Origin of the sequence: Bacillus sp. CGMCC 1.16607, from assembly GCF_042683745.1 — a bacterium.
Lineage (GTDB): Bacteria > Bacillota > Bacilli > Bacillales > Cytobacillaceae > Pseudoneobacillus.
This window is the reverse complement of record NZ_JBHUJX010000025.1, coordinates 853,117-875,292: the sequence shown is the minus strand read 5'-3', so window position 1 is coordinate 875,292 and position 22,176 is coordinate 853,117. Positions and strand designations below refer to the sequence as shown.

22 protein-coding genes and 1 other annotated feature are annotated in these 22,176 nt (G+C 37.6%); of the genes, 14 read left to right on the top strand and 8 right to left on the bottom strand.

Annotated elements, in window-relative coordinates:
- Positions 1–95 precede the first annotated feature (95 nt).
- Positions 96–1,097, top strand: coding sequence for a catabolite control protein A (ccpA, locus tag ACFSO7_RS20910; RefSeq protein ID WP_377879499.1), 1,002 nt, complete (start codon positions 96–98; stop codon positions 1,095–1,097).
- A gap of 61 nt (positions 1,098–1,158) precedes the next feature.
- Here the strand turns inward: ccpA and ACFSO7_RS20905 are convergent, their stop codons facing one another.
- From ACFSO7_RS20905 to ACFSO7_RS20895, 3 genes are read right to left on the bottom strand one after another with little or no spacing between them, the layout of a single operon-like run.
- Positions 1,159–2,319, bottom strand: coding sequence for an acetoin utilization protein AcuC (locus ACFSO7_RS20905; RefSeq protein WP_377879330.1), 1,161 nt, complete (start codon positions 2,317–2,319; stop codon positions 1,159–1,161).
- A complete protein-coding gene (locus ACFSO7_RS20900; RefSeq protein WP_377879329.1) occupies positions 2,316–2,963 on the bottom strand; it encodes an acetoin utilization AcuB family protein in 648 nt (215 codons plus the stop codon). The genes ACFSO7_RS20905 and ACFSO7_RS20900 overlap by 4 nt, the downstream gene beginning before the upstream one ends.
- A gap of 20 nt (positions 2,964–2,983) precedes the next feature.
- Positions 2,984–3,616, bottom strand: coding sequence for a GNAT family N-acetyltransferase (locus tag ACFSO7_RS20895; protein WP_377879328.1), 633 nt, complete (start codon positions 3,614–3,616; stop codon positions 2,984–2,986).
- A gap of 218 nt (positions 3,617–3,834) precedes the next feature.
- On the opposite strand from ACFSO7_RS20895, the gene acsA reads away from it, so the two are divergent.
- Positions 3,835–5,547, top strand: coding sequence for an acetate--CoA ligase (gene acsA, locus ACFSO7_RS20890; protein ID WP_377879327.1), 1,713 nt, complete (start codon positions 3,835–3,837; stop codon positions 5,545–5,547).
- 400 nt (positions 5,548–5,947) lie between these two features.
- Here the strand turns inward: acsA and ACFSO7_RS20885 are convergent, their stop codons facing one another.
- Positions 5,948–8,767, bottom strand: a complete 2,820-nt coding sequence (locus tag ACFSO7_RS20885) for a transglycosylase domain-containing protein (RefSeq protein WP_377879326.1) — start codon at positions 8,765–8,767, stop codon at positions 5,948–5,950.
- A 167-nt stretch (positions 8,768–8,934) separates the two neighbouring features.
- Positions 8,935–9,146: a binding site (T-box leader), on the top strand.
- A gap of 48 nt (positions 9,147–9,194) precedes the next feature.
- Here ACFSO7_RS20885 and tyrS point away from each other — a divergent pair.
- Complete coding sequence (gene tyrS / locus ACFSO7_RS20880) at positions 9,195–10,457, top strand: tyrosine--tRNA ligase (RefSeq protein ID WP_377879325.1); 1,263 nt, start codon at positions 9,195–9,197, stop codon at positions 10,455–10,457.
- A gap of 112 nt (positions 10,458–10,569) precedes the next feature.
- Here the strand turns inward: tyrS and ACFSO7_RS20875 are convergent, their stop codons facing one another.
- From ACFSO7_RS20875 to ACFSO7_RS20860, 4 genes are all read right to left on the bottom strand, one after another.
- The gene (locus tag ACFSO7_RS20875; RefSeq protein WP_377879324.1) at positions 10,570–12,252 is read right to left on the bottom strand and encodes an immunoglobulin-like domain-containing protein; all 1,683 of its coding nucleotides are present in this window, start codon (positions 12,250–12,252) and stop codon (positions 10,570–10,572) included.
- A 300-nt stretch (positions 12,253–12,552) separates the two neighbouring features.
- On the bottom strand, positions 12,553–13,701 hold the full coding sequence (locus ACFSO7_RS20870; protein WP_377879323.1) for a tyrosine-type recombinase/integrase: 1,149 nt from the start codon (positions 13,699–13,701) through the stop codon (positions 12,553–12,555).
- 94 nt (positions 13,702–13,795) lie between these two features.
- Positions 13,796–14,230: an ImmA/IrrE family metallo-endopeptidase gene (locus ACFSO7_RS20865; protein ID WP_377879322.1), complete on the bottom strand. Its 435-nt coding sequence runs from the start codon at positions 14,228–14,230 to the stop codon at positions 13,796–13,798.
- Between the two features lie 10 nt (positions 14,231–14,240).
- Positions 14,241–14,702, bottom strand: coding sequence for a helix-turn-helix domain-containing protein (locus ACFSO7_RS20860; RefSeq protein WP_377879321.1), 462 nt, complete (start codon positions 14,700–14,702; stop codon positions 14,241–14,243).
- A gap of 104 nt (positions 14,703–14,806) precedes the next feature.
- Between ACFSO7_RS20860 and ACFSO7_RS20855 the strand changes: the two genes are divergently transcribed.
- The 11 genes from ACFSO7_RS20855 to ACFSO7_RS20805 all read left to right on the top strand — a co-directional run bounded on the left by ACFSO7_RS20855 (position 14,807) and on the right by ACFSO7_RS20805 (position 22,169).
- A complete protein-coding gene (locus ACFSO7_RS20855) occupies positions 14,807–15,064 on the top strand; it encodes a helix-turn-helix transcriptional regulator (RefSeq protein ID WP_377879320.1) in 258 nt (85 codons plus the stop codon).
- A 100-nt stretch (positions 15,065–15,164) separates the two neighbouring features.
- Positions 15,165–15,437, top strand: coding sequence for a hypothetical protein (locus ACFSO7_RS20850; protein WP_377879319.1), 273 nt, complete (start codon positions 15,165–15,167; stop codon positions 15,435–15,437).
- Between the two features lie 124 nt (positions 15,438–15,561).
- The gene (locus tag ACFSO7_RS20845) at positions 15,562–15,690 is read left to right on the top strand and encodes a hypothetical protein (protein ID WP_377879318.1); all 129 of its coding nucleotides are present in this window, start codon (positions 15,562–15,564) and stop codon (positions 15,688–15,690) included.
- A gap of 32 nt (positions 15,691–15,722) precedes the next feature.
- Positions 15,723–16,193, top strand: a complete 471-nt coding sequence (locus ACFSO7_RS20840) for a hypothetical protein (protein ID WP_377879317.1) — start codon at positions 15,723–15,725, stop codon at positions 16,191–16,193.
- Entirely contained in the window at positions 16,190–17,359 is a 1,170-nt protein-coding gene (locus ACFSO7_RS20835; protein ID WP_377879316.1) for a DUF2800 domain-containing protein, read from the top strand. The genes ACFSO7_RS20840 and ACFSO7_RS20835 overlap by 4 nt, the downstream gene beginning before the upstream one ends.
- Positions 17,360–17,385: 26 nt before the next feature.
- A complete protein-coding gene (locus ACFSO7_RS20830; RefSeq protein ID WP_377879315.1) occupies positions 17,386–18,189 on the top strand; it encodes a DUF2815 family protein in 804 nt (267 codons plus the stop codon).
- The gene (locus ACFSO7_RS20825) at positions 18,189–20,168 is read left to right on the top strand and encodes a DNA polymerase (protein WP_377879498.1); all 1,980 of its coding nucleotides are present in this window, start codon (positions 18,189–18,191) and stop codon (positions 20,166–20,168) included. The genes ACFSO7_RS20830 and ACFSO7_RS20825 overlap by 1 nt, the downstream gene beginning before the upstream one ends.
- A 12-nt stretch (positions 20,169–20,180) precedes the next feature.
- A complete protein-coding gene (locus tag ACFSO7_RS20820; protein WP_377879314.1) occupies positions 20,181–20,615 on the top strand; it encodes a hypothetical protein in 435 nt (144 codons plus the stop codon).
- Between the two features lie 38 nt (positions 20,616–20,653).
- Entirely contained in the window at positions 20,654–21,445 is a 792-nt protein-coding gene (locus ACFSO7_RS20815) for a sigma-70 family RNA polymerase sigma factor (RefSeq protein ID WP_377879313.1), read from the top strand.
- A gap of 13 nt (positions 21,446–21,458) precedes the next feature.
- Positions 21,459–21,776, top strand: coding sequence for a nucleoside triphosphate pyrophosphohydrolase family protein (locus tag ACFSO7_RS20810; RefSeq protein WP_377879496.1), 318 nt, complete (start codon positions 21,459–21,461; stop codon positions 21,774–21,776).
- Positions 21,777–22,169 (top strand): NrdR family transcriptional regulator, encoded by a 393-nt coding sequence (locus ACFSO7_RS20805; protein WP_377879312.1) that lies wholly within the window; start codon positions 21,777–21,779, stop codon positions 22,167–22,169.
- The last annotated feature ends 7 nt before the right edge of the window (positions 22,170–22,176 follow it).

Here is a 22,176-nt window from a genome sequence, read left to right as displayed (position 1 = left end):
AATACTTATTTAGTTTGTTTACTAAATCACAATCTTCAATATTGAGTTAATCTAATATATATTGCTTTTAAAATAAAGTGTGAGAGGAGTTTTCACTGATGAATGTAACTATCTATGATGTTGCTCGTGAAGCAAATGTTTCCATGGCAACGGTTTCACGTGTAGTTAATGGAAACCCAAATGTAAAACCAGCGACAAGAAAAAAAGTGGTAGATGTAATAGAAAGGCTAGGTTATCGTCCAAACGCGGTTGCTCGTGGACTAGCTAGCAAAAAAACAACAACTGTAGGTGTCATCATCCCTGATATTTCAAGTATTTTTTTCGCTGAATTAGCGAGAGGGATTGAGGATATTGCAACAATGTATAAATACAATATTATTTTAAGTAACTCTGATCAAAATAATGATAAAGAATTACGACTCTTGAATACGATGCTTGGCAAACAAGTGGATGGAATCGTATTTATGGGAGGGAATATCACCGCTGAACATGTAGAAGAGTTTGAAAAATCCCCTGTTCCTATTGTGTTAGCAGGTTCGATTGAAGAGTCAGGGAAAATCCCGTCTGTAAATATCGATTATCAACAAGCTACATTCGATTCTGTTTCTGAATTTATTGCTAAAGGGCATAAAGAAATTGCATTTGTGACCGGTCCATTACATGAACCGATTAATAGAGATAAAAAGCTTCAAGGTTATAAGCTTGCACTTGAACAAGGTGGGATCCCTTACCGTCCAGAGTTAGTGGTAGAGGGAGATTATACATACGATTCTGGAATGGAAGCGTTTGATAAGCTACTAGAAGATCAAGAAAAACCAACCGCCATTTTTGTCGGAACAGATGAAATGGCTTTAGGGGTTATACATGGAGCGGAGGATAAAGGGTTTAAAATTCCAAATGATTTTGAAGTGATTAGCTCAGATAACACTCGGTTAGCTCTCATGGTTAGACCGCAATTAACTACAGTTGTTCAGCCTTTATATGATATCGGGGCAGTAGCAATGAGACTTTTAACAAAATTAATGAATAAAGAAAAAGTAGACAATCATATTGTTGTTCTTCCACATCGAATTGAGTATCGAGGGTCAACCAAATAAATGAAAAGGAGAGCTGCCATAGTGGACAGCTCTCCTATCTTTTGTTGTACTAATTTGTTTCTTATTTTGTCTGATTCCGAATCGGATATAAGGCTCTTTCAACTGTTTGGAAATTCTTCTCGGTGATCTCAGCTTTTCTTGGAATCGGTGGATACAAGTCTTCTGGGTCTTCCCATGTCTTTGGTAATGTTACTGGTGCTTCTTTCTGCCACTCTTCTACCCAACGATCTGGTAGACTTCCTGAACAGTTTGAGTTTTCAGTCATTTCAAACCAAATATGTGCCCACGCTCTTGGTACGACACGCCATATATCATAACCTCCACCACCAACTGCAATCCATCTTCCATTACAATATGTATGTGCTATTTCATGCGCTAATTTGGGAATTTCACGATAAATTTTCATCGAAGCAGATAAATGGGTCAATGGGTCATAGTAATGTGAATCAGCCCCATTTTGGGTAAGAATGACATCAGGTTTAAAAAATTCAGCTATTTCCTTTAAGGAAGTTCGGTAAGCATGAAGCCAAGATTCATCTTCTGTAAATGCATCAAGTGGAATGTTAAAGGAATAACCGTAACCTTTTCCTTGTCCTCTTTCAGTAATATTCCCAGTGCCAGGAAAAAGATATCTGCCTGTTTCATGGATGGATAAGGTACATACATTTGGATCATCATAGAAAGACCACTGAACACCATCCCCATGATGAGCATCAGTATCTACATAAAGAACACGGGCTTGATATTTTTCCTGTAAATACTTAATGGCTACGGAACTATCATTATATATGCAAAAACCAGAGGCTTTTCCTCTAAAGCCGTGATGCAGTCCTCCGCCAAGGTGGAGGGCATGCTTTGCTTTTCCTGTCATCACATAATCGACAGCTGTTAAAGTACCACCGACTAAAAAAGAACTTGCCTCATGCATGTTTGGAAATATTGGGGTATCCTCTGTTCCTAACCCGTAATTTTCAGCTATCTCAGGTGGAAGAGATCCACTCCCTGCCTGTTTAACTGCTTGGATATAGTTTAAATCATGAATTAAAGCAAGCTCCTCTTCAGTTGCTTGTTTTGGTGGAATAATAGATTGTTCCTCTATGGCACCTGCTTTTTTTAATAGATCTAATGTTAGTTTTAGTCTAAATTGATTAAAAGGGTGATGACTATTAAACTTGTAATTCAATAAATCCTCAGAATAAATAAAAATAGAATCTGAATTCATGATGAAATACCTGGCAGATTTGGCCATAATATGTGGTGCCCAGCTGCCTTTAAGTCATTTATAAGTGAAATGGGATTCATCATTTGGACTCTAATTACAAGTATTTTATATTTGTCATCTTCCTTATCTGGATAAACTAATACACTTTGAATATTGGCTTTATGATTGGAAATTACTGTTGTGATATCGCTAAGCATACCAGCTTTATTCGGCACTTTGACTTCAAGTTGGGAACCTGGCTGGTGTGCGCCTGTCAGTTCCACTAAAGTTCGGAGTAAATCTGTTTCTGTAATGATACCAACTAATATTTGATCCTTTACGACTGGTAAACAGCTTATATGATGTTCATAAAATAAAGCGGCAACCTCTTCAACAAAATCTAAAGGATGTCCAGTGATTACATTCTGTTTCATAATGGTTTGTATTGGCTTTTCTAAATCCTCTTTATTTTCATTTGCACGAAAAATAGAAGGAGCAGCATCTTTAATATCTCTATCAGTAATCAAACCAACGACTTTTTTATCCTCATTCACTATAGGAATGTGCCGAATTTTTTTACTAGACATTAATAAGATGGCTTCAGAAATCGTATTTGTCGGTAACAAGCTCGCTACTTCAGTATTCATAATTTGTTCTACGATCATCCTTCATTCCTCCTTTTGAATCAGTACATGAAACGGTTCATAAATCGCAAACGGTCGAATTTTTGAATAGAATCAGTGTCAACTCTTTTTCCGATTCTTGCCATTAGACAGTTTGCGGGGTGGGAACTAATTTCTGGATCGTCTGTGGCATACCATTCTAATCCACCAGAGTTCATCATTTTTTCCATTACTTTACGATATTCCCAAACATTTAAGCCTGTTCCTTTTAAATCCCAATGCCAATAATATTCAGTTGTTATAATGATAAAATCTTCCATTGAATCATCCATCATAGAAACGTTTATTAGGTTTTTTCCAACTCGATATCCTCTATATTCAGGGATAACTTCGATGGCTCCAAGTTCTATTAAATTATCCATCTTTCCCTCTGACCATCTTTCTAAAGGATCAGGATAAAGAAACGTAACATAACCAACAATGGTATGTCTGTTTCTAGCGACAATAATTCTTCCTTCTGGTAAACCTGCAATTTCTATTAGTGCTTTATGTTGCTGTGCAGGAGGTCGAAAAGCAACTAAGTCTTCATGGAAATCATAACTTGCTAGTTTTTCGGGAGAGATGGGGCCTTCAATAAATAAGCTCCCATTTGGAGTTTTTAGTTCTTTGGCGTTGTAAATTTTCTTATGTTCCATTTGTTCACCCCTATGAATACAATCATAATTATATTATACATAAAATTGCTTTTTTTTAAGCGCTTTCACTAAATTTTCTGCAAATAGACATATATTTCTTTTCTTCTTGCATAAAGATGATGTATCGTTATATCGAATATTTATAAAATTGAGAAAATGGAAAAAGTATATTATAATAGTTTTATAGTTAATGTGACCAACATTTAGGGGATGATAAAGTGGAAGCGTTATCAGTTATACAAGGGAACTATAATTTGTCAAATTATGCTGAAATGTACAAGCAATTCGATTGGAAAGATACAGAAAAAGAATTTTCATGGTCTGAAACTGGTAGAGTGAATATGGCGTATGAAGCGATTGACCGCCACGCCGTAACGCATCGAAAAAATAAAGTTGCTTTATATTACCGTGATGGTTATCGAAATGAGAAATATACATTTAAAGAAATGAAAGAATATTCAAACCAGGCTGGTAATGCTTTAAAGGCATTTGGGGATGTAGAAAAGGGAGACCGAGTCTTTATTTTCATGCCTCGTTCTCCAGAATTATATTTTGCATTATTAGGTACAATTAAATTAGGTGCGATCGTTGGACCACTCTTTGAAGCGTTTATGGAAGGAGCAGTTCGTGATCGTTTGGAAGACAGTGGAGCAAAAGTTCTTATTACTACACCAGAATTAATAGGCCGTGTACCAGTTGAGCAATTACCAGAACTAAAAACTATTTTTCTTGTAGGCGAAAATATTGAAGAAACAGGAAAATATATCGATTTTAATAAAAGAATGAGAGAATCTGGCAAAGAACTAAAAATGGAATGGGTGGACCGTACAGATGGTTTAATCCTTCACTATACTTCTGGTTCAACTGGGAAACCAAAAGGGGTTTTACATATTCACAATGCAATGATTCAGCATTACCAAACGGCTAAATGGGTGTTGGATTTAAAAGAAGACGACGTTTACTGGTGTACAGCCGATCCAGGGTGGGTAACAGGAACTTCATACGGTATATTTGGTCCTTGGCTAACAGGTTCATCGAATGTAATTGTTGGTGGAAGATTTAGCCCAGATACGTGGTACCAAATGATTGAGGATTTTGGTGTAACTGTTTGGTACAGTGCTCCAACAGCCTTTAGAATGTTGATGGGTGCTGGAGATGAGCTAGTCAAGAAGTATAATTTATCAACTTTAAGACATATTTTAAGCGTGGGTGAGCCGCTTAATCCAGAAGTAGTTCGTTGGGGAATGAAGGTTTTCCACCATCGAATTCATGATAATTGGTGGATGACGGAAACAGGAGCACAGCTTATTTCTAATTATCCTTGTATGGAAATAAAGCCTGGTTCAATGGGTAAACCAATTCCAGGAGTAAAGGCAGCTATTGTGGATGACCAAGGGAACGAATTGCCACCATACCGTATGGGGAATTTAGCAATTAAAAAGGGCTGGCCATCGATGATGCATACAATTTGGAACAATCCCGCAAAATATGAATCATACTTTATGCCAGGAGATTGGTATGTATCTGGAGACTCGGCATATATGGATGAAGATGGGTACTTCTGGTTCCAAGGACGTGTTGATGATGTCATTATGACATCAGGAGAACGTGTTGGTCCTTTTGAAGTGGAAAGTAAGCTTGTGGAACATCCTGCTGTAGCAGAAGCTGGGGTAATTGGTAAACCAGATCCTGTTCGAGGAGAAATTATTAAAGCATTTATCGCTTTAAGAGATGGGTATGAAGCATCTGAAGAATTAAAAGAAGAAATTCGCCAATTTGTGAAAAAAGGCTTGGCAGCACATGCAGCTCCACGCGAAATCGATTTCCGTGATAAGTTACCAAAGACTAGAAGTGGTAAAATCATGCGTCGAGTACTAAAGGCGTGGGAATTAGATTTACCAACAGGTGATTTATCTACAATGGAAGATTAAAAAAGAAGCTGACTCGATAAGTTGAGATATTGAACTGCCCCGTAAATGTTAGACACTAAACTAACATTTACGGGGTGTTTTTATGTCCAAATTTAATTCGGAAGATAAGATAAGAAAGTATAACATTTTCGGACTTCGAAAATTGTCCAGCGCAAGCGTCCTAGCCCCGACGTACAGGATGTACTAGTGTCGACAATTCGACAGGACGTCGCGTTTTAGTCGACCTCGAGGTCAAATGTTAGCCAGCCAAAAAGTCAAAGAACGACTTTCCGGCTGGCGAAGCATTTGCTTGGTAAACCAAAGAACGGTTTGCATAAGTGCGACTAGGTCTCTGGCTTCGTTACCTCGCTAATCAACCAGTCTTCTTTATCGGGGCTGATCAAGGCGCCCCGCGCTTTTCTTAATAGTTATTAGGAGTGAAAATTGGATCTAAATCAATAATATCTTCATCTTTTGAGTTTTCTGGTTCGTCATCCTGTTCTGTATTTTTGCTTGCTCCAATTTCAATTAAATTAGAGGGAGGAGATTCATTACCTGCAATATCGACAGCTGTAACGTAATAAGTTCCATTACCAACATCAAAAGCATAATCAGCTCCAGACTTTTCTGAGCCAACCTTATGGCCTTTTCGATTATAGATTCTAAATCCAATCACATCTTGTTCCAGATGTTGCGCCCAAACAATTGTATTTCCTGAAGCCATAATAAATGGGGAATCGGGGACTTTCCCATTTTCTACAATTTTATCATTAGGAACTAGAATATTTGACCAGCGCTCTTTTTTAGGAATGAGTTGTCCCAAATCGGGAATATCGACTCCTAATGAACCTTTAACAAAATCCGGATTAATGATTAAGCCGGTTTCGGCAAATTCATCTGGTGTTGAGTCTAATGCTAAATATTTTTGATCACCAACACGGACATATTTTCCTTCAATTAAATTGGAATCTTCCTCTGTTGGTGCATGCTTCATATCGAAAATATCCGTTTCAATTAATCCTGCTTTTGTACATGCTTCTGACGGGAGTAGACCAGAAACCGCACAAAAAGATCTCTTTACTAGTCCACCAGGCATTATGAAGCGATCTTCTGGATCAATTAATGTAGGGTTAATATTGTACGCTGCATTGATTAAATCAGCCCATAAATAATTGGTCCGCAAGCTATAGCTTAATCCGCCTTTCGTTTCTAATGATTTAGGTGTATCATAGCCCGTCCATATTCCAAAAGTAATATTCGGATTGGTTGCAACAAACCAAGAATCATGGAAGTCATGCCCCGTACCTGTTTTACCAGCCCAGTCTGTCTGGAATTTTAAACGGTTATTAATGGCTGTTGCAGTTCCTCTCTGGATAACATCTCGCATCATATCAAGCGTTAAATAAGCTGTTTGCGGAGTAAAAACATCCGTTGTTTTTACTTCATGCTCGTAAATCACTTTGCCATTATTGTCAATGATTTTGTCGATTAAATACGCATCGACAAACTGTCCACCATTAGCGAATGTAGCAAATGCATTCGTGTTTTCCTCAACTGTTACCCCACTTTCCAACGAACCGATCGAAGTTGATAGATTGGTGAAATCGGGCTCAAGTAAAGAGGTGAAACCCATCTTTTCTAAATACTTTGCGGGTCGCTGATCAATAATATCTTTGTATAGCTTAACAGCGGGAACATTATAAGATTTTGCGAGAGCATATCTTGCGGAAACTAAACCACTATATCGTTTATCATAGTTTAGTGGCCAAGGTTTTGGATTAGTTGAGTCTAGCTTTAATGCTACATCGGGAAGTACGGTTCCTGGTGATGCCTTACCTAGCTCAATTGCTGGTGCATAAACGAGTAAAGGCTTCATTGTTGATCCGTTTTGTCTTTTGGCGCTTGTAGCATGGTTTATTTGTTCGCGGTGATGATCTCTTCCACCGACAAAGCTAATAATTTTCCCAGTGCTATTCTCTATTAAGATGGCACCAACCTCAACGGGTTCCATGACTGTAATATCTTCATCCGTTTCTGGATCCTTCTTTTTTTGAGGCTTGTCTGGTCCGTAATACGGATAATTATCCTTTGTTTCTTGCATAGCGTCATAAATATTTCTATCTATTGTCGTATGAATCTTGTACCCATTTTGCCGAAGATTTCGACTGGCTAAAGTCAAATATTCTTCGTTTAAATCCTCGTTTTCTTTTAGATCTCTTTCTTCATATCCGTCTTTTTCAGCGAGGATAACAGAAAGAATATCGACAGCTCTTTTTTCAATCTCATATGTTAGCCATGGATATTTTTCAATACTACTAGATTTAGAAGGGGTGAAATCTTTGGTCACATCATACGCTAAGGCCTGGTCGTATTCTTCTTTGTTAATGTATCCACCGTCATGCATCCTTTTAAGGACAGTTTTCATTCTAGTCAAGCCTGGCTCTAGATTTTTTTTCATTTTTCCTTCTCTCGTAAAAGGCGTGTATCCGAATGGGCTTTGTGGCAAACCAGCTATAAAGGCAGCTTGAGGTAATGATAACTCCTTCACGTTCACACCGAATATTCCTTTAGCGGCTGTTTGCACCCCCGCTATGTTTCGACCAGAAGAATTTCTACCAAATGTAGAAACATTTAAATAAGCTTCTAATATTTCTTCTTTCTTAAAAAATTTTTCCAAACGTAAGGCTAATAAAATTTCCTTTGCCTTTCGTTCAAATGATACTTCGTTTGTTAAGATTTGATTTTTTATTAATTGCTGTGTGAGTGTACTTCCACCCGATTGTACGGAGGCATTCGTTACTTCTTGAAAGAGGGCTCGAAATATGGCTTTAGGAACAACCCCCTTATGATCATAAAAATATTCATCTTCTGTAGCAACAACTGCATCAATCAAATATTTAGATACATCTTTAATTTGAACCTCTTCACGCTCTAAATCCGATCTTAGATTTCCTAAATATTCATCATTTGCAAAATACAGTTCAGATGTTTCCTCATAATTATAAATGTCTTTTTTCATTTTCTCGTAAGGTCTTATAGGTTCATTTTTAACAAGCGAAGCAAAGTACCCTGCACCGACACCACCAGCAAATGCACCTCCTAGTAAAACAACGGTTAAAAATAAAAGTGATAAATTCCAAATGACTTGGTACGTAATTCTTGCGCTCTTTACTGTTTTTTTATGTGTGAAAAGATTGGCGAATTTTTTCCACCGATCCTGTCTGTGATTCGATTCTTTCATAAGATCAATCCCCCTAAAATCACCTACATTATAGCATAATTAGAAAAGGAAGTTGACAAAGTACGGCATATTTCTGATTTTTCTGTTATTTAAAGTCGTTTTATATAATTAAAAGAATATTTGACAAAGGTGACTCTACTATGGTAAAAATGGTTTAATTAAAAATTGTCATTACGTTGATGGGAAACCAGTAGTGCTTCTATCCCTGTTTTTTAGAGAGTCGGTGGTTGCTGCAAACCGATACATATAGAAGAATGAATTACCTCCCGGAGTTTTTACCATGAAATGTGTAGTAATGGTAAACGGTCATGTCGTTAACATGTTAAGTTGGAGGAATTCCTCAAGCTAGGTGGTATCGCGCTTTATTAGCGTCCTTGCATTTTTGCAAGGGCGTTTTTTGTTTTTTCAAATATAAGGAGGAATTATAATGGATTTATTACAGGATTTGCAATGGCGTGGCATTGTATACCAACAAACTGATGAAGAAGGATTGAAGGAAACATTAAATAAAGAAAAAATTTCTTTATATTGTGGAATGGACCCGACTGGAGATAGTATGCATATCGGTCATCTGCTTCCATTTTTAACTTTAAAAAGGTTCCAAAATCATGGTCATCGTCCGATTGTCCTTGTTGGGGGAGCGACCGGTCTAATTGGTGATCCCAAGGCTACAGAAGAAAGAACACTTCAAACGATCGAGATGGTTCAACATAATGTCAGAGGTCTAACAGCCCAATTAAAAACGATATTTGATTTTGAAGGGGAAAATGGTGCCATTCTAGTAAATAACTATGATTGGACAGAGCCAATGAATATGATTACCTTCTTAAGGGATTACGGGAAACATATTGGAATTAACTATATGCTAGCAAAAGATACGATTGCGACCCGGTTAGAAACAGGAATATCCTTTACGGAATTCACTTACACGATCATGCAAGGAATGGACTTTAAACATTTATACGAAAATCATCAATGTAAATTGCAGATTGGTGGAAGTGATCAATGGGGGAATATCACAACAGGTCTAGAATTAATTCGTAAAATGATGCCAGAAGGATCGAAAGCGTTCGGGATGACGATTCCTTTAGTAACAAAGGCTGACGGTACAAAATTCGGTAAATCGGAAAGTGGATCTGTCTGGTTAGATGCCGAGAAAACAACTCCATACGAATTCTACCAGTTCTGGATTAATACTGCGGATGCTGACGTTGTAAAGTACTTAAAGTTCTTCACCTTCCTAACTCATGAAGAAATTGACGCCTTAGAAGTCTCAGTACAAGAGGAGCCGCATTTGCGTAAAGCTCAAAAGGCATTAGCAGAAGAAATGACTCGTCTCATTCATGGGGAAGAGGCATTAGCGCAAGCTATTAAGATTACAAATGCTCTCTTTAGTGGAGATGTAAAAAATCTTACTGCTGTTGAAATTGAACAGGGATTCAAAGATGTTCCAACTTACTCACACACAACTGGCGAAGATATCGGGCTTGTCGATTTATTAGTAGAAGCAGGAATTAGTCCATCCAAACGTCAAGCGAGAGAAGATGTAACAAATGGTGCAGTTTCAATAAACGGCGACCGAGTAACAGAAACCGATTATGTCGTAAGTGAAAAAGATCAAATTGAAAATCAATTTACAATCATCCGTAGAGGAAAGAAAAAATATCATTTAATAAAATACGGGAAATAATCTTTATTTCCGGGGCGCATGTGTTTATTTGAACGCATGCGCTCATTTTTTCTGACATTATAAAAAACCGCATTTCCAAAAGGAGATGCGGCTTTGATGATGTTTTCATTTACTATAACTGCTTTACTGTTACAGTAAATGGTTTTATTTGTACAGATGTTTTGGTAATAATGATTGCACTCAATGTTACCGTTTTATCGCCACTTCCGGCTGCGGGACGATTAACTTTTCCGCTATCCGTAATGATTGAAGAATTACTTGAATACCATACGATTATTGAACCGTTCGGACCGGAATATGGAAGTGAAAGTTTATTCGTTACACTTGTCAAAGTATCTGTTCCTGAAAATCCTATTGTTAATGCAGCCATATCAGCTGCAACTTTCTGTGCATCGGTAAGCTCTTGTTTTACAACTAAATTAAAGGTTTTTACTTCTGTTATATTCTTGCTTCTAATGGAAGCAATGAGGGTAACTGCTACATCACCGCTACCCGCTGTTGGACGTATTACTTTTTTGCCGTCATGGGAAAGGACCTTTGGAGAGCTTGAAATCCATGTAATAATGGAACCATTTGCTCCTAATTTCGGTAATGATATCGGTCCAGTAACACCATTTTCATTATCACCTTCTTTAAAACCAACTGTTAGGGCAACTTTATCATTAGTAACCTTCTCCAAATCATTAAGTTGCTGTTTAACAATTAGGGAGAATATTTTTACATCTGCAATGCCATTATTGTTGATTTTTGCTATTAATGTAACGTTTACATCTCCTTGGCCATTAACTGGTCGATGAACGACTTTTCCGTTATGAGAAATAATATTTGGGGCACTTGATACCCAAGTAATTTGAGAACCATTAGCTCCTTTTGTAGGTAGTATGATTGGACCTGTAACAGCAGAGACTGTATCCATGCCGCTAAATCCAATTGCTAATGCTTCCTTATCCGCTGCAACAATTTGAGTATCAATCAGTTGATTTCTGACTGTTACTTCAAAAGTTTTTGCTACAGTTGAATTCCCCTTTGTAAGTGTGGCAGTTAATATAACCTTTACGTCTTCATTTGCTGGACGGACGATAACCTTTCCGTCATTAGAGATTACATTTACGTTGCTTGATGTCCAAGTAATGTTCGACCCATATTTCCCCTTTAAAGGGAGTTTTAGAGGCTGTGTAACGCTTGTTGCTGTATCATTTCCGTTGAATCCGATAGTTAAGCTATTTTTATCAGCTTCAGTAATTTGAATTTCATTGTATCTATGCTTAACAATAACAGTGAATTGTTTCGTTGTTGAAATACGATTTTTTGTTATTTTTGCGGTTAATACAACTTTTACATCTGAACGTTGCCGATTGATCGTTTTTCCGTCATTTGAAAGGACGTTTGTGTTACTCGATTTCCAAGTAATTTTAGAACCCAATTTTCCAGAAGTAGATAAATTTAATGCTTGAGTCACATGTGAAAGTGAATCCCCTTTCGCAAAACCGATTGTTAGTAATGCTTTGTCAGACGCTACAATGTAACGGTCCGATTTCATTTCTTTCTCTTTCTGCTTTGCTTTATCACGAGCTTTTTGCTTTTCTCTTTCTTTTTCAATTTCCCTCTTAATTGCTTCCCTTGCCTTTGGATCTTTTACATATTTTAGAGCTTGTTCCCATGATATTTTGTTGTCATTATAGGAATCATAATTTGAACTACTGACCTTCACAGTATCCGCATAGGCTGGATGCATATTTGCCCCCATAAGTGATACTGCTAATAGTGGTGCAATCAACAAACCTTTTTTCTTCATTTAAATTCCTCCCTTTTCGATATATGTACTTCTTTTCTATACATTTACGAAGTAGTTGAAATATTTATTGGGGTAGGAGTGTGAATTTTTAAAATTTTATGAGAAATGTGTATAAATTGAACTTAAAATTCGATCCTAAATTAAATAAAAACCCCCGAAACCTTTATTAAAGGTTTCGGGGGTTTTAAATACTGAATAGCGTTTTTATTAACGAGAGTAGAACTCATCAGTTAAAAAAACCCTAGTATTCATGGGGTTTTAGGGGGTCTATTTCAAAAGCTCCCCCAAAAGTTCCCCCAATTATAAATTTAAAGCCTGTTCAAAAGCTTGTACAGATTCTTCTTCTAAATCTTTAAAAGTGTGACCGTAAATATCTAAAATCATTTGTGGCGTATTACCTAATCGATCTGCAATAACCTTCACTGGGATCCTTTGACTTATTAATATAGTTGCATGTGTGTGCCGCAATCCATGGGGTGTGATTCGTTTTAACCCAGTTGTTTTGAAGATTCGATCCATGCTGTACTTTATTGTGTTATCTGTAATTGGTGTACCTGTTTGATATGATATAAAAATATAATCTTGTTCAGACCATTTCATTCCAAATGAAAGCATTGTTTGTTTGCACCAAGTACGATAAACTTTTAATTGATTTACAAGCGCATCATCAATCAAAATAGTTCGGTAGCTATTTTTTGTTTTTGGGGTGCGCGTGCCTTTATTATCTCGAGTACGTTCAACCGTTAAAGTTTTAGAGTTAAGATCTACATTCTTCCACTTAAGCCCGAGAGCCTCACCTTTTCGTAATCCAGTGAAAGCAAGAAGAAAGATAAGCGAGTAATTAGTGATATTTTCTAACTTTTTCGATTCGGTTAAAAAACACTTTAACTCTTCAGTTGTTAGAAAATTATCATCGGATTTTTCGTTTTGTACTATTGTAATTTTAGTAAAACGATTTCGAGGAATAATTTCGTCATCTACAGCTGCATTTACTGCAACTTTGAAAAGTCTATGGAACAATTGAACTGTACTGGGTTCATATTTTTTTAGTAATTCATTAATATAGACACGTTTATAAGTGGTCTTATCTAGTTCAGGTAATTTATATTTTCCGAGTAAAGGCTTCATTTGATTTTTGATAGCATCTTCTCTTTGAAGTTGGGTTGTAATTTCCCAATCATTCTTATTGGTCTCATACCAAATATCTAGCCATTCTGAAATCGTTAAATTGGAGTTCTCTACCCTTTTTACTTCACCATTAATAATGTTTGTTTTTACCTCAAGTAACGCTCTGTATGCATCTTTTTCATTTGAGAATCCCTGCCTTGACTTTTCTCTTCTTTTTCCTAAAGCGTCATAGTAGCGATAACGGTAGCACCATTTTTTCTTCTTTTTTGCATCAAAATAATAATATAGGTCATCATCTAATTTTGATTTAAACATTTCCATTAATTATCTTCCCTTTCGTTGCGTGGACAGACGCTTGTAAGGGGCAGAAATGTTAGAATCACCTCCTTTAAGAAACATACGTTCGGTAAAACGGTTAAAAATTTTTACTGTTCACCACCGAAAAAACTAATTGCTCGGGTATTCCATATTCATAAATAGCTTCTGTTAGAGAAACTTCCTCTTTAAAATATTCTTTAGAAAAAAGCAACCTAACAGCAAAATAATTAGCTTCCATTTCAATTTTTTCTGTCGAAAAAAATGTATTCTTCTTTAAAAAGGGTGTATTTGCATCTGGGTGGCAAATCGCATGACTTAATTCGTGTGCACAGATAAATATTTTCTGTCTTTCTCCAGCATTCTGATTTATATGTATCATCTTGACTCTAAATTTTTTATTATAGTAACCTAGATTGTATTGTCCAAGGTTTTCATACATAATCTCAATGCCAAGATGACGTGCAATCTTAAAGGGGCAGTTTGTACTGTATTTTTTAACTAATTTATCTACCACTGTAATGATCGACTTCATTCAAAGGCACCTACTTGCGATATTTTTTTGGTGTGAACTTTTGTTTTGCTATTCTTTTTGCAAGTCTTAATGAGTTTTCTAAACTTGATATAAGTAGTTCCCTGTCTTCTCTTTCTTCCTCATCCATCTCATCTAAAGACCGACCATCAAAAGCAGCATATCCACTTTTAGAAAGCCCATCCAGCATATTTTGTAACTCGCGTTGAATATCTCTTTCATCTTTAGCAGTAAATTCAGGGGTGTAGGGCGTTTTATTTTCTGATACTGTATTTGATAATCCTAGCAAAGTGTCTGGTGTAGTTTCTAAAATATCGGCAATTTTCCAAATTATATCTTGTGGAATATTTGTAATTACTCCTCTTTCGTAATGAGATATATTTTCTCTCTTCATACCTAACTTTTCAGCTAAAGCTTCTTGGGTGTAGCCTTTTTTTAATCTATATTCCTTAATTTTTTTACCGGGATGAAACAATTAAAACACCACCAAAATAAAATTTTTAAATAAAATGTAATCATCCCTTGCGTAATTAAAAATTACATGTTAATATCAATTACATAAGGAGGTGTTACATAATCATGACAACGGATAATGAACGGAAAGTTCGTTCTAAATTTAAGTCGCTACGTATAGCGAAGGGCACACAACGTAAAGTTGCGATTGACATGGGGGTCACTGAAACAACTGTACGTAATATTGAAAATGGACACTCCGATCCTGGAGTTGAATTGGTGTTTGGTTTTGCGAATTACTTCGATGTACCTATCCAAGATCTATGGCCAGATTTAGTTGAAAGAAGTATTAAGAAAATTTCAAACCCAACAGTTTCATTATAAACCGTAAATTATATTTACGCAATTACTTTTTACAATTTTTTATATTTTTTTGCCGTAAAAAGTAATTTTAAATTACTTTCTTGTCGAAGGAGATGGTGCTATGTCTATCGCTAGCATCGAGGTGAACATCAATCAAGACGAAGTACGAAATTACATCAAACAAAAAATTGAAGAATCTGTACAACAAACTCTTTTTACTTGGGACATTGAGCAAATGGCCAAAAGAACTTGTATGAGTAAATCATTTCTTGAAAATGAATTCCTACATGATCCTAGGATGAAATTACTTGAGAGAAGGAAGGAAAAAGGGAAGCGTTATTGGTTTTATGAACAAAGCTTGGTAGCGATGAAAGAAATCATGGATGAATGGTAAATAAAAAAGTGCGTGGACAGACGCTTGTATTGAAAATCAAAGGCCTTAAACGGCTTTCTCTTTTACCTTAGATGCGAAACTTGATGAACGATTTTTGTTCTAAACCTTTAAGGAGGTGATACATATGCGGATCAAACCAAAACAGTGGTTAGCCTTGACTGTTCAGGATCGACTAATTGCCATCTATGTCGCTTCAAAACAAAAAATAAGACCGGTGCGCCAACACAGGTCTCAAAGAAAAACATTCAATTAGTTTTATAAAAACATATTTAGGAGGATTTATCAATGAATATCACTATAAACATTCAAGCACCTGAACTTGCGAACGCTATTTTGTCTTTAGCTTCTGCTTTCACTGGTAATATACCAATCAATTTTGCTGAGGCTCCAGTTGTACAGCCAACAGTACCAGCGCAACAAATCCAGCAAGTAACGCCAACACAACAGATTCAACCAGTACCGCAACAACAGGTTATGCCGACTGCTGTACCGACAGCACCGATTCAACAACCACCTGTCACACAACCAATGCAACAACAATATCAGCAACAACCAGCGCAACCTGTGCCAACATCAGCACCAACTTACACATTGGACCAATTAGCAGTAGCTGCTACTCAACTAATGGATGCAGGTCGTCAACCTGAGCTGTTATCACTTTTAGCATCCTTTGGGGTTCAATCCTTGATGCAATTACCACAAGAACAATACGGAGCATTTGCAACAAAATTACGTGAGCTAGGAGTAAATATATGAGTCAAGTAATTGCCCATTCTGAAAGAGCTCATGCGCTTCTTTCAGCTAGTGCCTCGAGCAGATGGTTGAATTGCACTCCGTCCGTAAGACTGGAGGAGCAGTTTCCTGATTCAACAAGCGAATACGCTCAAGAGGGAACACTTGCCCATGAGATCGCTGAGTTGAAGTTGAGAAAACACTTCACTGAACCAATGGCTCAAAAAACGTTTACTACGAGACTTAACAAAATGAAAAAGCATGAGTTGTACCAAGATGAAATGCTGAAACATACGGACACCTACTTAGAATACTTACAAGGAATTACATTAAGCCTTTCATCTGCACCTTATGTAGCAGTAGAGAAACGTATCGATTATAGTGCTTATGCACCTGAAGGATTTGGAACGGTGGACTGTTTGATTATTGGTGGAGACACTCTCTACGTCACTGACTTTAAGTATGGTAAAGGTGTAGCTGTAAGCGCCTATAACAATCCGCAAATGAAACTGTATGCGATTGGTGCTTATCTCGCTTATAGCTTCTTGTACCCAATCAAACAAATTTATTTGGCCATCATTCAGCCTCGGTTGAATAGTATCTCTGAGTTCACCTTAACTGTGGACGAGCTGTTAGCCTGGGGCGAATCGATTAAACCAATTGCTCAAAAAGCATTTAACGGTGAAGGGGATTTTGTTCCAGGAGAACATTGCAAGTTTTGTAGAGCAAAAGCTCAATGTCGTGCAAGAGCTGAAGAGTTTAGTGCTCTAGCGGACTTTGTTTCTCTTAAACCGCCACTTCTTACTAATGAAGAAGTAGGGCAGATGTTGGAGAAGGGGCAACATGTAGAGTCCTGGATTAAAGCTCTAAAAGAATATGCACTTGCTGAGAGTTTAAAAGGTAACGAGATTGTCGGTTGGAAAGCTGTCGAAGGACGTGGATCACGTACATTTGTGGACATCGATAAAGCATTTACCCATTTAAAAGAAAGTGGCATCGATGAGGCTTTACTTTATGAACGTGTTCCATTAACTGTTCCAAAACTTGAGAAGGAACTAGGTAAAAAAGAGTTTACTAGTTTGCTAGTTGAAACAGGTCTTGTTGAAAAGACACTCGGTAAGCCTACTTTAGTTTTAGCTAGCGATAAAAGACAGTCTGTAAGTCCTGATGCTGCAAGCGATTTTCAATAAATAACAATAAAAGGAGAAATGTAGAAATGTCAAATCAACCTAATCAAACACGTGTAGTAACTGGAGAAGTACGTTTTAGCTATGTGAATTTATTACAACCAAAGGTAGGTCCAAGTGGTGGCGAACCAAAATATAGCGTCACGATCCTTTTACCAAAATCAGATGTGGCAACCTATCAACGTATCATGGCCTCCATTGAAGCAGCTAAGCAATTAGGTAAATCAAAGCAATGGAATGGTGTTATCCCTCCGATGGTAGCCCTTCCAATCCATGACGGGGATGGAGTGAAACCTTCTGACGGAATGCCTTTCGGGGAGGAATGTAAAGGTCATTGGGTATTTAGTGCTTCAACAAAAGCAGATCAACCACCTGTACTAGTGGATCTTAATCAAAATCCAATCATTAATCCAACGGAAGTTTATTCCGGAATGTATGGAAGAATCGCTGTTAATTTTGGCGCATACAACCAAGCAGGTAAGAAAGGTATTGGATGCTATATCAGTAAGAACGTACAAAAGACACGAGATGGTGAGCCATTAGGATCTTCTGCACCAGCTGCAGCTGATGACTTTGGTGGCGGAGCTGGCCAACAACAATTCTATCAACAACCAGCACCGAACCATGGTCAAACCTATCAGCCACCTCAACAATATGGCCAACAACCACAAGTGACAATGCCTTTGGGGATGCAGCCTCAACAAGGTTATGGCGCACCGCAACAACAGTATCAACAACCGGTGCCTCAGCAGGGATTTGGACAAGCACCGCAACAACCTCAACAGTTTGATCCTATCACAGGTCAACCTATCGGTGGCGTGTACGGAATATGATCCAAACTTTAAATATCGACTTAGAAACCTTTTCTAGCGTGGATATTAAGAAGGCGGGGCTGTACAAATATGTGCAGTCTCCCGACTTCGAAATTCTACTTTTCGCATACTCAGTCAACGGTCAACCAGCGCAAATTGTTGACTTGGCAATGGGTGAGCAGATTCCACAAGAAGTCATTTTTGCCCTAGGTAGTCCACTAGTAACAAACTATGCATTTAATGCAGCTTTTGAGTGGTATTGCCTAAGTAAGCATTTTAGCTGGGATCCTTTAGCGTGGCTAAATCAATGGCGAGACACCCAATTTCATAGCTTATATTGCGGTTTCACCACTGGGCTAGATGTCACTGGGAAAGTACTAGGTTTACCTTCAGATAAACGAAAATTAACTGCAGGTAAAGCTTTGATCAAACTGTTTTGCACTCCAACCAAACCGACTAAGAAAAATGGTGAGCGCACCAGGACTTTTCCACATCATGAACCTGAGAAATGGCAACTCTTTAAAGAGTACTGTATCGGAGACGTTGAAGCTGAAAAAGAAGTCGGTAGAAAACTCTCAAATTTTCCAATCCCAGCAGCTGAACAAAGATTATGGGAACTGGATCAAAGGATTAATGTTCGCGGGGTCGCAGTGGACCAACAATTAATCGAAGGCGCATTACACATTAATGAATTATCTACTGCTGCATTAACCATAGAAGCCCATAACATCACAAAACTAAGCAATCCGAATAGCGGACAGCAACTTACAAAATGGTTGTCAGAAAAAGGTGTAGAAACTGAAAATCTACAAAAAGAGACTGTATCCAATCTCATTAAGACAACAACTGATAATGATGTAAAAAGAGCACTCGAGATACGCCAAGAGCTATCGAAGACAAGTGTGAAAAAGTATCAGGCTATGGTTTGTGCTGTTTGTGAAGATGGTCGAGTAAGGGGTTTATTACAGTTCTACGGGGCTAACCGTACTGGCAGATGGGCAGGTAGACTTGTTCAGGTTCAGAATCTTCCGAGAAATTATCTTGAAACACTATGGCATGCTAGAGAACTTGTCCGTTTGAAAAAGGCAGAAGCACTGAAGGTTATTTACGGTAATGTACCCGACACTTTATCTCAATTAATCCGAACAGCGTTTATAGCAACCGATAAGTGGATATTAGCCATTTCAGACTTTTCCGCGATTGAAGCTCGAGTCATAGCTTGGCTTTCAGGTGAACAGTGGAGGTTAGATGTTTTCGCTACTCACGGAAAAATATATGAAGCTTCTGCCTCTCAAATGTTTGGTGTACCACTCGAGTTAATCAAAAAAGGGAATCCAGAGTATGAACTTAGGCAGAGAGGAAAGGTTGCGGAACTTGCCCTAGGATACCAAGGAGCCGGTGGAGCACTTGCCCAAATGGATAAGGATGGGGCAATTGATCCTGCTGACTATCCAGATATCGTCAGACGTTGGCGTTCTGCTAACAAGAGAATCGTAGATTTGTGGTTTAGCTTAGAAAATGCCGCCTTATCTGTTATGAGAAATGGGCAACCAGTCGGGGTTAAAGGACTGATCATTGCTCGAGAGAGCGATATTCAAAACGGATTGGATTTTCTCACTGTTACCCTTCCAAGTGGTCGTAAGTTATTTTACGTCAAACCGTTTCTTGCTGAAAATGATTTCGGAAAAGAAGCACTCCACTATTATGGAATGAATCAGGAAACCAAGAAGTGGGAGAAGATTTCTACTTACGGTGGGAAAATGACCGAGAACATTGTACAAGCCATCGCTCGTGATTGTTTAGCTGAAGCTTTGATTCGTCTTGATAATGCCGGATATCCAATTGTTATGCATATCCATGATGAGATTGTAGCTGAAATTGCTACAGGTCGTGGATCACTTGAAGAAATGGAACGGATCATGGGCGAACCAGTTCCGTGGGCTCCTGGACTTCCATTAGGCTCGGATGGTTTTGTCACTGAATATTACAAGAAAGATTAGAGGTGTTAAACCGTGATAGAGATTGTAAAAGGGAATGTTATTGATTTAAAAGTTGAAATGAAACAGGCCCATAAAACAACATCCTTGGCAGTAACTGCTCTTAAAAAACCGTACAAAAAAATGGGTTATATTCCTTCCCACATTCAAACGAAAGTAGATGAGCTTACATCTAAAATCGAAATGTATTCTGTTTCAAAAACCCTCCCTGTTCGAATTGAGGGTGTTGTCATAAATCTAAAAGTATTCGAGGTTTTCATGAAAAAGCTTAATGGTTTCGAAAAAAGTATCATATTTCAATCAGATGGTCTGACTGTTCAATATTGGAAAAAAGGATACCTAAGTCAAGGTAAGGGCTTATTAAAGCTTTACGATCTTTCAAAGTATTTTGATGGATTTGAACATATTCTCGAAGGAAAAGAACGAAATCCATATGGCCAAGAAGCCTAAGCGCCAACGTAAATGGATGCTCCTCTACCGCAAAGAGGATGGCCAATCCGTCTACCTTTATGAACCTTTGGATAAAGGTGAGTTTAAAAGTAGAAAGAAAAATGGTTGGAAACCTATCTATTGAAAGGATAAAAACGATTATGGAAACAAAAATGATAAAAGGAGAACTCAAAACACGAGATCAGGCTGTCATTGAAAATATGAAATTGGTTTGTAAAGTAGCCAACAAATATCGATTAAAAGGTAAAAGGGCAGGATTGGAAATAGAGGACTTAGAGAGTATTGGCTCTATCGGATTAATGAAAGCTTTTGACCATTTTGATGACAGTATGGGTTATCAGTTTTCCACTTTTGCCACTCCAAAAATATTAGGTGAGATTACTTTAGCTATACGGCAAAGTGCGGATACTGCTTTAAGATATCCACCTAATGTTAAGGACTGTGCCGATCTTATTTTTAATCGAGGATTGATTGGGGAGTCTCCAGAAGTGATCGTTAAGAAGTTAAAAAAGAGTCCACATAATGTCAAATATGCTCTTGAATATATGCAACAAAAAGCGCCTTTAAGACTTAATCAAAAGGTGAAAGAAGATGGCGGTATATTAAGCGATCTTCTCGGAGAATTACAAGACCAATCGGATATCTTTGTTCAAGATTTCTTGTGTATGTTATCCGAAAATGAACGATCGATTGCTGTTCTTTTAATTGATGGTTATGGTCCGACTGAAGCAGGAAGAGCACTCGGTTATTCAAGAAGTTATTGTGCATTTCATAAACCGAACATTCAACAAAAGTTAGAAGAGTATCTATCTGATGAAAAGATAAGTTAGAGGTGTGTAAATGATGAATCTAAATGTCTATCAGCTTATGGCATCAAGAACAGCTACAGAACATGATAATGAGTTGGTTAACTATGGATTGGGTATTGCAGGTGAAGCTGGGGAAGTAGCTGACCTCATCAAAAAGGCTTTATTCCACGGTCATGAAATCAACAAGAGTGATATTAAGAAAGAATTAGGCGATGTTCTTTGGTACGTTTCACAAATTGCTAGGTTAGCAGGATTAACTCTTGAAGAAGTGGCCACGGCCAACATCGATAAATTGTACAAGCGTTACCCAAGTGGATTCTCTGAAGAAGCAAGTAGAAATCGGGTGGAATAGATGAACTGTCCAGTGTGCAAAAGTGACCATTTTAGTACAGTGGATAGTCGACATCTTGAAAAAGGAAATGGGATCAGACGAAGAAGGAAATGTGAAAATTGTGAGCATCGATGGTCTACTCATGAATTGCCAAAATCAATGATTGAATTTTATGAGTCGCAACTAAAACGTTTATATGCTCTTGAACAATATCAAATGGCATCAAGTGTATATAAAGGCGGTTCAGGAAAGGCCAAAGGGACAGGTTGGACCAAAAGTGAAACAGACCGTTTGATTGTAATGTACTTTGAGCAACGACCTTTAAAGGAGATTGCAGAAGCTTTAAATCGGAGCTATATGAGCGTAAATAAGCGACTGCAATATTTAAGGAAGAAAAACAAATTAGTAATTTGAGGTGTAT

Excerpts from the sequence above, each read along its gene's own strand:
- ACFSO7_RS20905 (WP_377879330.1), bottom strand. The coding sequence starts at position 2,319 with ATGAATTCAGATTCTATTTTTATTTATTCTGAGGATTTATTGAATTAC.
- ACFSO7_RS20900 (WP_377879329.1), bottom strand. The coding sequence starts at position 2,963 with ATGATCGTAGAACAAATTATGAATACTGAAGTAGCGAGCTTGTTACCG.
- ACFSO7_RS20895 (WP_377879328.1), bottom strand. The coding sequence starts at position 3,616 with ATGGAACATAAGAAAATTTACAACGCCAAAGAACTAAAAACTCCAAAT.
- ACFSO7_RS20885 (WP_377879326.1), bottom strand. The coding sequence starts at position 8,767 with ATGAAAGAATCGAATCACAGACAGGATCGGTGGAAAAAATTCGCCAAT.
- tyrS (WP_377879325.1), top strand. The coding sequence starts at position 9,195 with ATGGATTTATTACAGGATTTGCAATGGCGTGGCATTGTATACCAACAA.
- ACFSO7_RS20875 (WP_377879324.1), bottom strand. The coding sequence starts at position 12,252 with ATGAAGAAAAAAGGTTTGTTGATTGCACCACTATTAGCAGTATCACTT.
- ACFSO7_RS20870 (WP_377879323.1), bottom strand. The coding sequence starts at position 13,701 with ATGGAAATGTTTAAATCAAAATTAGATGATGACCTATATTATTATTTT.
- ACFSO7_RS20865 (WP_377879322.1), bottom strand. The coding sequence starts at position 14,230 with ATGAAGTCGATCATTACAGTGGTAGATAAATTAGTTAAAAAATACAGT.
- ACFSO7_RS20855 (WP_377879320.1), top strand. The coding sequence starts at position 14,807 with ATGACAACGGATAATGAACGGAAAGTTCGTTCTAAATTTAAGTCGCTA.
- ACFSO7_RS20850 (WP_377879319.1), top strand. The coding sequence starts at position 15,165 with ATGTCTATCGCTAGCATCGAGGTGAACATCAATCAAGACGAAGTACGA.
- ACFSO7_RS20845 (WP_377879318.1), top strand. The coding sequence starts at position 15,562 with ATGCGGATCAAACCAAAACAGTGGTTAGCCTTGACTGTTCAGGATCGA.
- ACFSO7_RS20840 (WP_377879317.1), top strand. The coding sequence starts at position 15,723 with ATGAATATCACTATAAACATTCAAGCACCTGAACTTGCGAACGCTATT.
- ACFSO7_RS20835 (WP_377879316.1), top strand. The coding sequence starts at position 16,190 with ATGAGTCAAGTAATTGCCCATTCTGAAAGAGCTCATGCGCTTCTTTCA.
- ACFSO7_RS20830 (WP_377879315.1), top strand. The coding sequence starts at position 17,386 with ATGTCAAATCAACCTAATCAAACACGTGTAGTAACTGGAGAAGTACGT.
- ACFSO7_RS20815 (WP_377879313.1), top strand. The coding sequence starts at position 20,654 with ATGGCCAATCCGTCTACCTTTATGAACCTTTGGATAAAGGTGAGTTTA.
- ACFSO7_RS20810 (WP_377879496.1), top strand. The coding sequence starts at position 21,459 with ATGAATCTAAATGTCTATCAGCTTATGGCATCAAGAACAGCTACAGAA.
- ACFSO7_RS20805 (WP_377879312.1), top strand. The coding sequence starts at position 21,777 with ATGAACTGTCCAGTGTGCAAAAGTGACCATTTTAGTACAGTGGATAGT.